The sequence below is a fragment of the Labilibaculum sp. K2S genome (assembly GCF_030372765.1).
Lineage (GTDB): Bacteria > Bacteroidota > Bacteroidia > Bacteroidales > Marinifilaceae > Labilibaculum.
Window position 1 is genome coordinate 505,964 of sequence record NZ_JAUCMW010000001.1, and the last position, 16,937, is coordinate 522,900.

At 36.0% G+C, this 16,937-nt stretch carries 11 protein-coding genes; all 11 read left to right on the top strand.

Going from position 1 to position 16,937, the window contains the following annotated elements; all coding sequences use genetic code 11:
- Nucleotides 1-104 precede the first annotated feature (104 nt).
- The 11 genes from QUH73_RS01965 (at nucleotide 105) to QUH73_RS02015 (ending at nucleotide 16,381) form a co-directional block, all read left to right on the top strand.
- Nucleotides 105-797, top strand: a complete 693-nt coding sequence (locus QUH73_RS01965) for a hypothetical protein (RefSeq protein ID WP_289528789.1) — start codon at nucleotides 105-107, stop codon at nucleotides 795-797.
- A 43-nt stretch (nucleotides 798-840) separates the two neighbouring features.
- Nucleotides 841-3,090, top strand: coding sequence for a TonB-dependent receptor (locus QUH73_RS01970; RefSeq protein ID WP_289528790.1), 2,250 nt, complete (start codon nucleotides 841-843; stop codon nucleotides 3,088-3,090).
- Between the two features lie 11 nt (nucleotides 3,091-3,101).
- Entirely contained in the window at nucleotides 3,102-4,295 is a 1,194-nt protein-coding gene (locus tag QUH73_RS01975; RefSeq protein WP_289528791.1) for an ABC transporter substrate-binding protein, read from the top strand.
- Entirely contained in the window at nucleotides 4,292-5,284 is a 993-nt protein-coding gene (locus QUH73_RS01980; protein WP_289528792.1) for an ABC transporter substrate-binding protein, read from the top strand. Before QUH73_RS01975 ends, QUH73_RS01980 begins: the two co-directional genes overlap by 4 nt.
- Nucleotides 5,285-5,288: 4 nt before the next feature.
- Entirely contained in the window at nucleotides 5,289-6,308 is a 1,020-nt protein-coding gene (locus QUH73_RS01985) for a FecCD family ABC transporter permease (protein WP_289528793.1), read from the top strand.
- Nucleotides 6,305-7,081 carry an ABC transporter ATP-binding protein gene (locus tag QUH73_RS01990; protein WP_289528794.1) on the top strand — a complete coding sequence of 259 codons (777 nt, stop codon included), beginning with the start codon at nucleotides 6,305-6,307 and terminating at the stop codon, nucleotides 7,079-7,081. The genes QUH73_RS01985 and QUH73_RS01990 overlap by 4 nt, the downstream gene beginning before the upstream one ends.
- An 11-nt stretch (nucleotides 7,082-7,092) precedes the next feature.
- Nucleotides 7,093-8,304: an ABC transporter substrate-binding protein gene (locus QUH73_RS01995; RefSeq protein WP_289528795.1), complete on the top strand. Its 1,212-nt coding sequence runs from the start codon at nucleotides 7,093-7,095 to the stop codon at nucleotides 8,302-8,304.
- Nucleotides 8,301-8,987: a GTP-binding protein gene (locus QUH73_RS02000; protein WP_289528797.1), complete on the top strand. Its 687-nt coding sequence runs from the start codon at nucleotides 8,301-8,303 to the stop codon at nucleotides 8,985-8,987. Before QUH73_RS01995 ends, QUH73_RS02000 begins: the two co-directional genes overlap by 4 nt.
- A 2-nt stretch (nucleotides 8,988-8,989) precedes the next feature.
- Complete coding sequence (locus QUH73_RS02005; RefSeq protein WP_289528798.1) at nucleotides 8,990-9,997, top strand: ATP-binding cassette domain-containing protein; 1,008 nt, start codon at nucleotides 8,990-8,992, stop codon at nucleotides 9,995-9,997.
- A 6-nt stretch (nucleotides 9,998-10,003) separates the two neighbouring features.
- Nucleotides 10,004-10,339 carry a winged helix-turn-helix domain-containing protein gene (locus tag QUH73_RS02010; RefSeq protein WP_289528799.1) on the top strand — a complete coding sequence of 112 codons (336 nt, stop codon included), beginning with the start codon at nucleotides 10,004-10,006 and terminating at the stop codon, nucleotides 10,337-10,339.
- Between the two features lie 549 nt (nucleotides 10,340-10,888).
- Nucleotides 10,889-16,381, top strand: coding sequence for an AAA family ATPase (locus QUH73_RS02015; RefSeq protein ID WP_289528801.1), 5,493 nt, complete (start codon nucleotides 10,889-10,891; stop codon nucleotides 16,379-16,381).
- The last annotated feature ends 556 nt before the right edge of the window (nucleotides 16,382-16,937 follow it).

The window sequence follows — 16,937 nt, forward strand, 5'->3', positions numbered from 1 at the left end:
TGGCACGTTATCTGCAAATAACATAACGAGGTTGTACTTTATAAAGCTTACGGCATTAACTCAATTAGAGATATCGAATTGTTCAAATATTAAAAGCGAAAGAAATGAGAAAATTAATTTTGGTCTTTGCAGCCCTTGTTGTATTGTTAGTATCCTGTGATAAAGAGGATAAGCCTTTGGTGATCACGCAGGGCGATTATCCTGTTAAAGAGTATTATTTGGAACGCGACCCTAAGGTAAATGTTTGGGGTGCAGGAATGGATTTTGTACATGCAGAATGTCAGCTTGACGAAACAGATTTGGATTATAAGTATATGGAATTGGAAGATGAATTTCCTTATGATGTTAAATTTTATGTTGTAAAATCGTATTACTATGACACCAATGGCGATTTAAAAAACGAAGGCTGTCCGGCCATGTTGCTTTCATCGGAAACAAAGATATGTAAGCTTGGTGAAGGTGTGGATTACTTTAATTCGCTTACAAGTATAACCGAAGAAATGACTGCTCAATTAGTTACCGATCCGGTAATTGATTTCGAACAATTCAAAAATGAAACTGCAGGTTTTTACGAACGTGCGCCTTTGTTTGCGGCTCTTGATCAATGTGCTATTGGTCAAAAATTTAGATCTAATATTCTGGTGATTCCAGAGGGGAAAACAGAGCAGGAAGTACAACCTGTATATCTTGTGAAAACAAGCGAAGGTGCGTATGTGAAATTTATGGTAAAAGAGTTTAAACCTGCAAAGCCAAAGGAAAAGCAAACCTTGGTTAGATGGCAGGTTGTTAGTGAGTAAAATACGATTGAAGCAAAATTAAAATTCTGGTAAATTAATAAAAATGAACCGATACATCCTTATAGTATACAGTATTCTGTTTTGTTTTCCCTTATTCGGACAGCAAAAGCTTTCGGGCGTACTTACAGATGAATCGGGGAATCCGATTCCGTTTGCCACTGTTTGCGATAGTTTGGGTAATGGCGTTGTATGCAATGAGTTCGGGAACTTTAACCTAGAGCTTCCCGATAGTCTGAATCGATGCATTATTGTAAGTGCTATGGGGTACAATACCGACACCTTAAGAATTGATGTGGCTGACACGGCTTACCAATTAAGTTCTAAAAACTATAGGCTTACCGAAATAGCAGTGGTAAGCTGTCAATACATCAATAACAAGAGCCCCGTTTCAGCTTTTACTTCCGGCAAAAAAGAAATCCAGAGTTTACGTCCCCGTAATGTAAGTGAAGTGTTGCAAACCAAGGCAGGCTTTACCATCAAATCGGGCTATCAAGCACCTTTAAGCTTACGAGGTATGTCGGGCAAGAGGTTATTGGTATTACGTAATGGTGTACGACGTTTCAGTAGTTATCCGGCAGGCTATATGTCTCATACAATTAACGTATACGATCTGGAACGTATCGAAGTGGAAAAAGGAGCAGCATCGGTTATTTACGGAGCTGGTGCTATGGCAGGTATTATTAATCTTATTGATAAGTCGCCTTTTAAACAAGACGGATTGAATGCAAAAATCACGACTGGCTATGGTTCTGTAGACCACGAGAAAAATAGTTTGGTTTGCGGCGGATGGAGTAACGGAAAGTTTGCTGTAAAATCAGGATTTCGTTACCGCGATGCCAGTAATTTTAAATACCCCGATGGTACTGTTGCTGAAAATAGTTTTTATACCGATAAAGATTTGTTCGTAACCGCCGGATACAAATTATCCGATAAGCAAAATTTGATTTTCACAAGTGATTTTCACGATGGAGGTCCATGGGGGAAGCCGGTCGGTTTTAACGGAACCAATTACATGAGAGTGCAAACCATAAATGAAAAGACGAATAATTATGTTTTGAAATACTGTAGTATAAACATGGGAATACTAAGTAATTTTGAAACAAGTGTTTTTTATTCAAACGAGAGAAGGGAGCTGACTAAAAGATATTATGCAGCTGCCGGATATCGATTGTCGTATCTGGAAACGACCCGTTTTTCCGATTATTATTATGGAGCAAATATAAATACAGTAGTGGAAGTGTCCGACAGTTATCAGATAAAAACCGGTGCTGAAGCTTATAGTTTTCATATATCAACCCCAATTGATGTAGTAGATTATATCGAAGAAATAAATTTCAACAACAGAGTGAGTCAGAATGCACACAATCAGAATTTTGGTGTGTATTTAGAAAATAATGTCCGGCTAACTTCCCAAGTGAAAACGGTAGTTGGCATACGGTATAACAAGGCAATAATTAATCAGGGAAATGTGCATAGTAGCGAACAAAACAAAGGGCTGGAACAACAAAAAGAAGCATTGAGTGGAAATACAGCTTTAATTGCACAAATAAAGAAAAACTCGACTCTCAAACTTAATCTGGCACGTTCGTTTCGAATGCCCGAAACTACCGAATTGTTTGCCGATAGTTATACATCGAACGGAATCATTTATGGAAATCCCGATCTGAAACCGGAATACTGCAGCAGTATCGACTTAAGCTATCGTGTTGTGAATAAGTATTTCGAATGGGAAGCAAGCCCCTTTTTATGGTTGATGAACAACATGATTACCAAAGAGGAAATAAGTGGATTGCCGGGCACCAATTTTACCTATGTAAATATTGGTAAAACACGCCTTTGGGGAGGCGAAATAAATGGAAAATTACTGTTTGATAAAGTGCTGGAGGAAAATGACCATCTTTCAATACAGTGTGGCATATCCTACCTAAACGGAACTGATGTTAGCGAGTCGGCTGATTATTGGAGCAATGGTACTCCCTTAAATTACGTGCCACCTTTCAATTTAAAAGGAGATATTAGTTACAGTGGCACATTTACGAAAAATGTAAAATACAACTGTAAACTTCGCAGTATTTATTACTCAGAACAATCGCGTTTGGGCGATAACCCATATGCAACGCCGGCTTACTTACTGCTTGGTTGCAATTTAGGCGTAAACCTGCCAAATCTGCTCTCAAAACCATCATTAAATGTGGCTGTAAATAACCTGATGAACACCGAATACCAATGCTACCAGTCGTATTTACCCAGCGAGGGGCGGGATGTGCGTGTTTTCTTAACCTTCACCTTTTAATATTTGTTGTTATGATTGATATAAAAACCAAAATAAAACAGATTTTGCAGCAAACACCCGGTTGTGAGGAGTTTTTATATCCATTTCTGCATAAAATACAGGATGATACAAGCTTGATATCCTTGGCAACAATGCTTGATATTCCGGCAAGCATATTGCAATATGGTTTGGAAAGATCCATAAAAAGGGAAGAACAAAATTCCTGCAATTACCAACAGATGCGTGAACGTCTTATTAAACCAGGACATGTAAACATAGCAGGTTTTGTTAATTTTTTATGGCAAAACGAGTTTGTATATGAAATGAAAAGCAAGTCTGAAAAATCAGGCATTAAGCTCAACCTGAACATTTTCCCTAAACATTCTATAGAGCAGTTTCAGAATTATATATCGCTTTGCACTTCGCCCGACGATTTGCCGGAAATACTTATAGGGAAGGGCTTTAGTTCGTTTATGAGTCAACGATTTGTCGATAAATTTGTGAAAACAGGCTCCTATTCTCATCCCCCTGTTTCCGATAAAACGGGAAGAGTTTTTGCCAAAGCCAGATTGCAGGATTCGCAACACGATTATCATCCGTTTGGTGTAGAAGAAATGGTGATGATCCATGACAAAACAATTCCTTTTTCTGAAGAATTACCTAAAACATGGATTTCAGTTCTGGAGCCAAAATACGCCAATGCAATTATGCAAATGGGGAAAGCAAAACGTGATCATTTTGGCTTTAATATGATGCTTTATCTGTACACAAAAGTGGGTCGGGAGGGGATTGAGCAGTATGCATCGAATGTAAAGAACAAACAGCATTTTTCATACATCATTAAAAATATGGCCCGAAATAATGGTGATTCAGCTCCAATAAATATTGTACACCAGTTTGCAGGTCGGTTTATTCGCAGCGACGCGCTCGAAAAAACGGAAGTAATTACCACCAAAGATGGAAACCCATGCGTTTGTATTTTCTTTTTAATGAAGAATAGTTTATGTGATCATGGAATTGAAATGGCAAGGCACCTTTATTCACCACAGATAAAAAGCATCATGGAAAAATGGGGAACAGCGCATATTACATCAGAATTACCAACATCGGGCAATCCTAAAATACAGTGGGTCGGATGGAATAAAATTAAAGAATTGCCATTACCCTATTTAAAAGAAGAATTAAGCGAAACAGCATACAATCACTATAAAAAAGCCGAATTATGAGACCAATAGTAACAATACTTTTTATCTGCTTTACACTTAACCTGTCTGCCAAAACAGTAATCGACATGGCAGGCCGAACAGTCGAAATTCCAGAAGAAATAGAGAAGATATTGCCATACGATTCAAAAACTTCTATACTCCTATATCCGCTTCTTAACGATAAAATGGTGGCCGCAGCAATGCTTCCGGGCAAAAAGAATTATCAATTTATTTCGTCGCAATACGCTTCCATACCCGAAGTTGATGTAAAGAATATTGAAGAAGTTTTTTCTGTGGCTCCACAGCTTATTTTTGCAGGTTTTTACGATAAAAATGAAAATAAGGAAAGTGTTCTGAAATTAGGTGCCCGGCTGTCGATCCCGGTTGTTTTTATTGATTTGTCTATTGATAATCTGGATCAGACCTATATCTTCTTAGGGAAACTATTTCACAAAGAGGTGGAAAGCAAAAAATATGTTTCATTTTTAAATGACTTGTACTATCAAATTGACTCATTGAAGAAAGTAACCCCAGCCATAAAAGCAACTGCTTATTACACCTTGGGAACAACAGGATTATTGACCGACCCATCGGGTTCAAAACACACCGAAGTATTCGATTTTTTAAATATTCCCAATGCTGCCAAAGTTGATATTCCGTCAGGCGGACATGCTCAGGTTAATATGGAACAGGTGCTGATGTGGAACCCCGATTATATTTTCACAGCAAGTTTTAAAGGCAATTCAAGTGCTTTCTTAAGCATTACAAAGGATAGTAAATGGAAAAGTATACACGCCGTGCAGAAAGGAAATGTATATCAGGTTCCCGGTAAGCCATTTGCATGGTTTGACCACCCGCCGTCAATAAATCGTATTCCAGGAGCAATATGGTTGTGCCAGTTATTTTACGGACAATCGGAAACAGATACCCGTACTTCAATCATTCAGTTTTACAAATTATTTTATAATTATGAGTTAACACCTGCTGAATATCTCTCTCTTTTTAACTAAGCACATGCAGATAAAATCTCACATACCATTTTTTCTATTACTTGTACTAGTGAGCCTTACAATCGGGATCTGTTCGCTTATGTTAGGACGTTTCAGTATTACGGCGAACGATTTTGGATTGTTGTTTCGATCTCTTTTCAATTCCAATATTAAAATACCTCCGCAAATTACAACGGTACTATTCGATATTCGTCTGCCACGTATTTTGGTTGCCTTTCTGGTTGGTGGCACTCTGTCTATAACAGGGGCAACCTATCAGGGCATGTTTCGCAATCCAATGGTATCGCCTTCTATTTTGGGCGTGTCGGCAGGTGCCGGTTTTGGAGCTTCGCTGGCAATTTTATTGGGACTTAGTTCATTCTTGTTACAAGGATTTTCTTTCATCTTCGGAATTATGGCCGTTGCAGCGGTGTATGCAATCAGTCATTCCACAGGGAAAAAGTTCGATAAATGCCTAACACTAATCCTCTCGGGTATGATTGTAAGTGCTGTTTTTGCAGCACTCATTTCCATTCTGAAATATGTTGCCGACCCCAATAATGCACTGCCTTCCATTGTATATTGGCTTATGGGTAGTTTATCGGAAATTGAAATGAAAGACCTTGGGTTTATTGCTGCTGTTTCATTGCCGGGACTATTGCTGCTGAGCTTATCGGGCTGGAAACTGGATATGCTTTCCTTTGGCGACGACGAAGCCAGAACCATGGGAGTACAAGTGAACCGCATACGCATAATGGTTATTGCCATTGCAACGCTTATGACAGCTGTGGCCATCAGCATCAGTGGAATTATCGGGTGGGTGGGATTAATAATCCCGCATATTGCAAGAATGCTGATCGGTCCAAAAAATTCGGTACTGCTTCCTGCATCCTTTTTTATCGGCGGTATTTTTCTGTTAATAGTTGATGGATTTAGTCGTACGGTTTCTTCTATGGAAATTCCGCTTGGCATAACAACCAGTCTGATTGGAGCACCATTTTTTATTTATATACTCATGAAAACGTCTAAAAAGAATCAGGTATGATAGCACTCAAAAATATATGCTGCGGATATGGTAAAAAAGAAGTATTGAAAGATATATCATTTTCGATACCGAAAGCAAAATTCACTTGCTTGCTGGGGAAAAACGGTGTAGGTAAAACAACACTTTTCAAAACAATTCTAGGTTTATTACCAGCTATGCGAGGAGAAATATTGTACGATGGGATGAATAGTACCGCGTTTTCTGCAAAAGAATTTGCCCAATTCATAAGTTATGTGCCGCAAGCTCATGGAACACCATTCCCATTTACAGTACTCGATGTGGTGCTTATGGGGCAGTATGCCCATTCAAAAAGTATATTTGAAAACCCCCGGAGCAGTAATGTTGAAATTGCAGTGAATTGTATTCAAACGCTTGGCATAGAAAAGTTAATGCATAAAAACTTTTCGAAGATAAGCGGGGGCGAAAAACAGATGGTACTCATAGCCCGAGCCATGGCGCAACAACCAAAATTCATTGCCATGGATGAGCCAACATCGAATCTTGATATGGGTAATCAGGTTCGTGTCATGCAGCTAACCCGACTACTTACCCAGAATGGATACGGGGTAATTATGAATACCCATTCTCCCCAACAAGCCATGCAATATGCCGACAAAGTTGTATTGCTTAATAATGGCACGGTATCGCATAAAGGAAACCCGGAAGATGTTTTGCATGCTCATACGGTTACCGATTTATACAATACACCGATGGAAATTGTTGAAGCATTTACAAGTTTTGGCGACAAAAGACGAGTATTAATTACTGTTTAATTATTGTGGGTATGATAACAGGAAACGAAAATTTATTGCAGCTGGCAGAAATGAGTAACGAACTTATACTTGTTTTTGAGAAACATGGATTGGGCAGCTATCTTAAGTCTGAAAATTTGAATAAAATTGGTAAATACACTCGTTTGAACAGTTTATTGGCAGCAAAGAAAATTGAAAAAAGTCAATTTATAGCGAGTCTGAATCACGTACTTTTCAATGCAGCAACACAACAACCATCCAGTTTAATTCAGGCTCAACAAAATCTGCATTTTGCAGCAATGCTTCCGTGCGGATTGCGAAATCCATTTAAGGAGTATTTAGAATCATTTTTTACAGAAAATCCCGATCCGTTTAATTCACTCAATTACCTGATAGAAGGAAACGTAAATCATGAATTATCCTACTATCCTTTACTCGATGGCATTACTGATAGTAATGAACTACCTGATATTATTATGGCTTCGGATGTGAATAATTTTTTTCACAGACCATTCATGGAACGTTTTATTCAGAAGGGTGTATTCCGGACCTACACACCTTATGCACCGAACTCATACCTCGAAAAAATTGGCTATGCCGATCCTGAAGGCAATTTCACCATGTTTACTTCGAATATGTTGATTATGGTGGTTGACAAGCTAAAACTGGGTGACCGCAAAATACCTGAAAAATGGAGTGATCTGCTGGCTCCTGAATTCGAAAATGATATTATCATGCGGGGTGAAGAAAACTTCTTCTGTAACGCTGTCATGTTGCCTTTTTTTAAAGATAATGGATTCAGTGCCATCGAAACTCTGGCTAAAAACATTAAGAGTGGCTTGCACCCTGCCGAAATGGTTAAACTTGCCGGGACAGATAAAAAGGAAGGAGCTGCGGTTTACATTATGCCTTATTTCTTTGCAAAACGCATTTTGAATAAAACTGCAGAGATTGTCTGGCCACAGGATGGAGCCATTGTTAGTCCGGTTTTTATACTGGTGAAAAAAGATAAAATTGAAGAGCATAAATTTTTACTTGATTTTCTCATGAGTGAAGATACCGGGAATATGCTTTCCGGCAGGTATTTCCCGAGCATTAATCCGGAAGTTTCACACCATAATTTTCCACAAACAGCCAAGTGGCTTGGGTGGGATTTTTTAAATAAACAGGATATTGGACAATTAAAGAACGATATGCGGGACGTGTTTATGAAAGTTTGGAACACTAAAACGATATCATCATGATAAAACTAATAACCATAGCGGGTCCGCCATCGTCTGGGAAAACATCGGTAATTATAAAAATGATAGAAAGTATTCCCGAATTAAAAGCAAGTTGCGGTGTAATAAAGTTCGATTGTCTTAGCTCGCTCGATGAGGAACAATACACAAAAAACGGCATCACGGCAAAAACCGGATTGGCGGGTAATTTATGTCCCGACCATTATTTTATATCCAATATTGAAGAATGTTTTCAATGGGCAATTCTCAACAAATTCACAATTCTAATTACAGAAAGTGCAGGGCTTTGCAACCGTTGTGCCCCACATTTAAAGGACGTAACTGCAGTATGTGTCCTCGATAATTTAAGTGGTATTAATACACCGGTAAAAACCGGTCCCATGCTTAAATTGGCCGATATTGTAGTGGTAACCAAAAGTGATTTGGTATCGCAGGCCGAACGGGAGGTCTTTCGATTTAAAATACAACAAGTTAACCCTAGATGTACGGTACTGTTTATAAACGGTATTACCGGACAGGGAGCCGATAAGATAGCCTCCAGAGCACTAAAGTCGAGAACAATTGACAGTACAAATAATCTGAAACTTCGTTTTTCAATGCCGGCGGCACTATGTTCGTATTGTCTTGGAGAAACCAGGGTTGGCGAAGATTTTCAAGTAGGATTAAACCGTAAAATTAAGTTGTGAACATGGAAACGAATAAACTATTAAACGAACCGCTCTGCGGGTTAATTGAAGAAAAACCTATATTTTCCGATTTTTTTACTTCATTCAATATTGATACTCGAAATGAGCAAAAATCGTTTTTGGAACTAATGGACACTCTGCCCTTTGATTATTGGGAAGAGAACGGCATATCCCATCACGAAATGATAGAAATGTTTGTCGATTATGTGAAAGGCATGAGTTCTGCCGATGAAATTGTTAAAATTGAATCGCTCGAAATACTGGCAGGAGTTGATAAAAATGGCAAGAGTGAACTCTGTAATTTATTTTTGCAACCAAGTGAAATAACCTGTATTGTGGGGCCAACAGGGGCGGGTAAAAGTCGCTTGTTAGCTGATATTGAATGGTTGGCCAATGCAGATACACCAACCAAACGAAAAGTTTTAATCAATGGAAAACTTTCGGATGAAGATACTGTAAATCAGTTTGGAGGTAAACTGATAGCACAAATAACCCAGAATATGAATTTTGTGCTGGATATGGATGTACATAGTTTTTTGATGCTTCATGCTCAAAGTAGGTTCTTGGAAAATGCCGGGCAAAAAGTTGATGAGGTAATTGAACTTGCAAATGAACTTTCGGGAGAATGTTTTGATCCGCAAACACCGGTAACATTCCTAAGCGGAGGACAATCAAGAGCTTTAATGATTGCAGATGTCGCCTGTATTGGTCAAGCTCCCATTGTGCTTATAGATGAAATAGAAAATGCCGGTGTAGATAAGAAAAAAGCATTGCAGCTACTGGTAAATAAAGATAAAATAGTGCTTATGGCAACACATGATCCTTTACTTATTTTGCTTGCCGACCGACGTGTAATCATAAAAAATGGAGGAATGAACAAGATTGTAACCACTAATGAAAAAGAAAAAGCCTTTTATCTAAAATTGGAACAACTGGATAATACGATGCAGGCAGCACGTAATTTTTTAAGGCTTGGTAATGAATTAACCACTACTAATGAACTAATATAATTGGCAATGGAATTACTAATAAAGGGTGCATTATCAATTGAAACCGAAGATGGATTTGTTATAAATCCCAAGGTAATACTTCTGTTAAGTGAAATTGAGAAAACCGGATCATTAAACGCGGCAGTCAACAATATTGGCATGTCGTATTCTTATGCGTGGAATATGCTCAATAAAACAAATTGCAAACTCAATACTCCTATGCTTATTAGTCGCAAAGGAGGTAATGGCGGTGGTGTAGCTAATTTAACTGAAGCCGGGCAAAAGCTTCTCAATTATTGTAGAAAGCTAGAATCTGATTTTCAGAAATTTGTAGGTACCCATAAAGTAAAGTTAACTTCATAGTTATGTTGAAAAAAGAATTGGTCACATTTATTTAGTGATATAATAAATATTTTAATCTTCCTATAGTAAAGTATAATTGCGATGAATTAAAGTTTGAGTATTTCTATAATATTCTTTGAATATTTCACATAAAACTATTACACTGCAGAATAGTTTATCTGTTTGTTAACTTTTTTTTGCTGTCCTTAAAAAACCAATTTCAGAATCTCCATCCATATTTTTGAGGTTCTTTTTTGTTGGTAATTGATTAATGTCCTTAAAATCGGCTATATTTAAATCATACTAGCTAGTTTAGCCCCGAAAAAGACTGGAGTAAAATTTCAGATTTAAAACAGCTAAATTTAGGGTATGAAAAGACGTTGGACATTAGAAGAAAAACTAGCCATTAAAACTTTACCCTTAACCTAGTGAATGATATATATAAAATATAATGCTAGTAAGTCGAAAAGATAACTGAATATTGAAGTAGGTGTATTTTTCAAAGGACAACTAATAAATTTAACTAACGTACAGTTAAAAAATAATGAACAATAACTAAAACTTGAGCTTATGCCGGAAGATATTTTTGGTTTTACGATTCAAAATACCCTCAAAGACAACGATAATTATTTTATTTATTTAGCTTCAAAAAATAACAGAAAATTCTTGTTGACAGAGTTTTTAGATCCTGAAATGGCTAATAAAACCTGTGCTATTGCCCATAAAATATACAACAAAAACATTGCGAAAATTGAAAGTTTTGAATCCGAAGGGAAAAGTTATCTCTCTTTTGACATTACTTCGTTCACTGTTATCTCAGATGTTATTAAAAATACTCCTTTAGTAAACAAAACAATAGAAATAAGTATTGAAATAATTAAAACACTGGGGCGAATCCATCAAATGGGGATAACTTATAATGCTCTTTCTCTCGAAGATATTTATATCGACGCGACTAATACCGTTTTACTTACTAATTTTCAACACCTGTATAAAATTGGCGAGAAAATAAACAATACGGGTTTGAATAAAAACATCGATTCATCTTTTATTTCGCCGGAATTAACGGGAAGAGTAAATCTTCCTTTAAATATTCAAAGTGATTTTTATAGTTTAGGAATTCTCATGTATAAGATGGTTACTGATAGCTTCCCTTTTAAAGCGGACGATATTTCAGAACTATATTCTTTGCATATCGCCAAACCCCCTGTAAATCCAGTTCGTTTAAACCTTAAATTGAATGAAAATCTATCCGAAATTATATTAAAGCTTTTGGAGAAGAATCCGGAACAGCGTTATAAATCGCATCAAGGTATAATTCATGACCTCAAAGAGGTGTTTTCACAAAATTTTGAAATTGCTCAAAAAGATTTTGATATTCATTTTAAAATTTCTCCTAAAATTTATGGCAGGGAATCCGAAATTGAATTAATGAAACAAAACATTAATGAGGCATACCTTGGAAAATTAAGTACAGTAATTCTTGCTGGTTTTTCGGGAGTAGGTAAATCTTCTCTGGTTCAAGAAATCAAGTTGTTTGATCTAGATCACTCTATCAATTTTATCAGTGGAAAGTTTCAACAATATAAAACGAACATTCCATATTTTGCATTTGTTGAAGCATTTAACTGCTATTTTGATAAATTGTTGCTATCAAAAAAAGAAGAGCATGAGCAATTTGTTCGAAAATTTCATGAGAAGATTGGAGAAGACGGAGGAATTCTAACTGCTGTATTTCCCAGACTTGAAGTGATTGTTGGCAAGCAAGAAAAAGCCAGTAACTTGGTAGGAACTGAAGCTGAAAACCGCTTTATCTATACATTTTTAAATTTTCTAAAACTTATTGCTTCTAAAGAAAATCCGTTGGTATTGTTTCTGGATGATCTGCAATGGACCGATTTGGTTTCGTTAAATATATTAAAGGCGATTATTAAAAATGAAATCCAATATTTGTTTATCGGTTTGGCATATCGCGACAATGAAGTTGATTTTCATCATCCTTTTCACAATTTTATGGATGAAATAAAACCATTGAGTAAAAGTATTCATCACCTCAAACTTAATGATCTTAAACTAGCTGATATTGTTAGTTTGCTGATTGACAGTCGAATCGAAAATGTCGAAGAACTGGCAAAACTAATTCACAAAAAAACATTGGGTAATTCGTTTTTTGTTCATCAGTTTATTCGAAATATTCATGAAAAGCAACTACTCAGATACCTATCCGAAAAGCATCTATGGCAAGCTGATATCAAACGGATTTCAGAATTAGATGTTTCAGAGAATGTTGTGTTTTTTATGCAGCAAAGCTTGAAGATGCTAGGTACTGAAATAATCAATATTTTAAAAATGATTGGTGCCATTGGGCACAATGCTGAATATCCAATTTTGGAGTTTATTCTGGATAGAAAAAAAGAAGTGATCAGACATATCCTGAATAAGCCGATTAAAGACCGGCTTTTAATCGAGGAGAAAAACAATATAAGGTTTGCTCACGATAAGATACAACAGGCATGTTATCAAATGAATGAAGAGTCGGAGCTCCCTGGAATTCACTACAATATTGCCTGTATTCTAATTAAAAATGATTTATATAAAAGTACAAACGACCTTTTCAACCTGGTTTCACATTTGAACAAAGGTTTTGAGTATGTTCTTAGAGAGCCTGAAAAATACTTTCAAATCTATTTTGCGGCGGCGCAGCAAAGCAAAGAAATAACGGCTTATCATGAATTCCTTGACTATATTGAAAAATCAAAAAGTTTGTTAAGTTCGAATACATCTGAACAAATACGGTATAAATGTTTAAGCGAATACCATGTAGCTTTACACTTGAATGGTAAATATCAGGAAGCCGACGAGTTTTTTGAAAAGGAACTGCTCAATTACGATGATCTATTTGCCCTGAAGGATAATTATGTAACCAAGGTTTCGCAGGGCAGTATGCTTGGTAAATATGAGCTTGCTACTTCTTTTGGACTTTCAATTCTCAAGAAGTTAGGAATCGAAATTAACATGTCGCCTGATATAAAGGAATTAAAAGAAGAATTAAATCAAATACGTCAACAATTTAAGGAACAGGGAATAAATACCATTTCTGACTTGAAGTACATTCCTCAAAAGAATCCAAGAGAGATGGAGTTTATTTGCGAACTGATTTCATCCATTTTACCAGGATCTTTTTTCTTTTCGCCTCTTGTATCAAGCTTGTTGATATTTGAAACCATTCGTTTAGCGCTTAAAAATGGAGTTTACTCCTCTATGGGATACCCTTTTTCGATAGCAAGCGCACCCTATATTTTGATTGAAAATAATTACATTACAGGTTATGATTATTCGGAATTTGCGATAAAGATTTCGGGGAACAACAAACGCTCATCGGGTAATGCGAAGCATCTTTTCATATTATTTTGCTGGCATTGGCTAAAGCCGTTACAAGACAATAAAAGTCTTGAAATTGCCAGAGAAGCATTTTATCTGCTTCGTCAGGGCGGAGATATTCAAATGTCGGGTTTTATATTTGTAAATACGATACTCTGCTTGTTTGAAAGAGGGGACGAATTGAAAGAGGTATTGGTTGACATTAGAAAAGGATTGGATTATTCCCGAAAAACAGCCAATTTCCATGCATTTGGACCCTATTCGGTTTTTGAACAATTTGTACTTTCTATGATGTCGGAAAACGCATCAACAAATACATTTGAAATTAATGGTTTTAACGAGACCCAATACCTTAAGGATAATGAAAGTAATACAATGGGGCGTTGCTTTTTGTATATCTACAAAACACAGTACTTATACCTCCATAAACATTATAAATTGGCCTATGAGTATTCAGTAAAATCAAAAGAATTAATAACATCCATTGCCGGTTTTATTTCCACGTCAAATCATTTCTTTTATGCAGCGTTATGCTATTGCCGGTTTTATACAAACAACAAAGAGATAGAAAACGAGCTTACGATTTACACTGAACAACTTAGAATATGGTCCGACCAAATTCCAGAAAATTGGTTACAGAAATATTATTTAGTGATGGCCGAAAGATTACGATACTCTGAAGACAAATCTGAAGCCATAAGTTACTATGTGCGCGCAATTCAAACCGCCCGTACGAACCAATTCACTCATGATTTGGCTTTGTCTCAAGAATTATTAGCTGAGTTTTGGTTTGAACAAAAAAATTATGAGTTAGCCAATGTTTTACTCGAAATGGCTTATAAAACTTACCGGCAATGGGGAGCAAACTCAAAGATTAATGCTATTGAAACCAGTCATCCTCAAATTAAGCGTAAACTTCAATCAGCAAACATCGACTTACTCAATATCATAAAAGCCCAAAATATTTTGGCTCAGGAAACACAAATAGATGTGCTTTTAAAGAAAATGCTGCATATACTAATTGAAGTGTCAGCAGCGAAAAAATGTTATTTGATTTTGAAAGATGATGGATGGAAAATTGAAGCATTTCTGGACACTCAGGGAGGTGAGAGTATTTTAAAAGGGATTGAATTAAATCCAAATATACTTTCAATTGATTTAATAAATTATGTAATAAGAACTAAAACAGGTATAACCTCTGATAAGCTAAAATCAGAGATTAGAGATCCTTATATTCTTCAGAAAAAGCCTAAGTCTACATTGGTTTTACCTATTTTAAATCAATCGGAAATCGTGGCAGTTATTTATCTTGAACACTCCGAACTTGAAAATATTTTTACAGAAGAAAGACAGGAAACGATAACACTGTTATCGTCACAAATGGCTATTTCACTGGTCAATGCCCGTTTATACCGCACTCTGGAAGAAAAGGTCAAGCAACGCACAGAAGAACTGGAAGCTGCTAATGAAGAATTGCATGCAAGTAACGATGAATTATACAATACCAATATTCAACTGGATAAGGAAAGTAATGCAAAAGAAAAGGCCGTAGCTAGCTTAAAAGAATCAGAAAAAGAATTGCGCCAAAGTAATGTAGCAAAAGATAAGTTTTTTTCAATAATAGCGCATGATTTAAAGGGACCGGTAGGAAGTATTTCCAATATATTAAAGGCGGTTAAAAATGATGAAATTGATCTCGATGAAGAAATTATTTCAGCAATAAGCGAATCAGCACAAAACACTTATAATTTACTTGACGATTTATTGGTTTGGGCCAGAAGCCAAAAAAAGGCCTTGGTGTCGAATCCTAAATCGATGAATGTGAATGAATTAATTGATTCTGCTGTTGCTGTTTATCGATTCGCAGCAGAGGGAAAGAACATTACTCTGGAAACAGTTAGATTAGAGGAGGATGTATTCATTTATGCCGATTGGCAAATGACAAATACTATTTTGAGAAATTTGATTAACAATGCCATTAAATTTACGAAAAACGGAGGAAAGGTTCAAGTAACCACTAAACGCGTTAATCAGAAAATACTAATTACCATTAGCGACTCAGGAATTGGAATGGATAAAGAAACCCTTGAAATGCTATTTAAAATTGATATAAAATCAATTTCGAGGACTGGAACGAATAATGAAACAGGTACTGGACTCGGACTTGTTGTTTGTAAAGAACTCATTGAGCTGAATCATGGTGAAATTGGTGTAGAAAGCACAGTGAACACGGGAAGTAAATTTTGGATAAAGCTCCCTTATATTAAAAAACAAAAAGTAAAACAAATATTTAATTGGGTTGATTTTTTATCCAGACAAAAAACTTTATATATCGAAGATAACCCCATTCATATTAAAAGCTGTAATTTATTATTAAGCCAGTACGGTTTGGTTTGGGATATTGTAACATCTGGAAAAGAAGGCCTTCAAAAGGCTTTAGCAGGCAATTATAATTTGATATTTATGGATATTAACCTGCCGGATATAAGTGGTGTTGAAATTACCAAAGCAATAAGAAAACAGAATTCCAATGGAGTTAAAATAGTTGCATTATCTTCTTTCAATCAACATGAAATAAAGAATATAGAAAGAGAGGAACTATTTGATGGCTATTTGCAAAAACCATTGGATACAAAGGAATTGGAAAATTTATTACGATCGCTAATCATTCCTGAAGAATAAAATTAAGACGTTCTCCTCTAAATATGCAACAGTCTCAGAATAAATTAAACAAATCTTTGCAATAGAAGCCATGGCTGGTTCTGCGTAGTTATTGTTTTGTTAGTGCTATTTCTTCGAAACGGATTAATTTTTAAATATTTATGATGCAACAGAATAATGATTTTCAACAATAATCAGATACAAATCCATAAATCTGGAAATGTAAGAAAAAGATAAAAACTACACATAATGATCTGTAATTGATTCTTATGATACAAAGGTAATGGCCGTGATATAAAATATGTTACGGCTTTCTTTGTACTCGTGTTTTGGATGGTGAAGGATCTTATTTAAAAAAAATATACGGAGGAAATGAATCAGTTGACTAAAAAATTAATACTTTTGATTTTAGAAAATAGACCAAATGATTATTCTTCAAACTTTAACACATTCGTATCGTCGTCTATTCAATTGCCTGATGTACTACAATCGGACAATTTAATTGATATTACTTGTTTCAATATTCGAAACAGGTAAATTCCTCACACACTACATTTACACTTTTTATTTATTTACG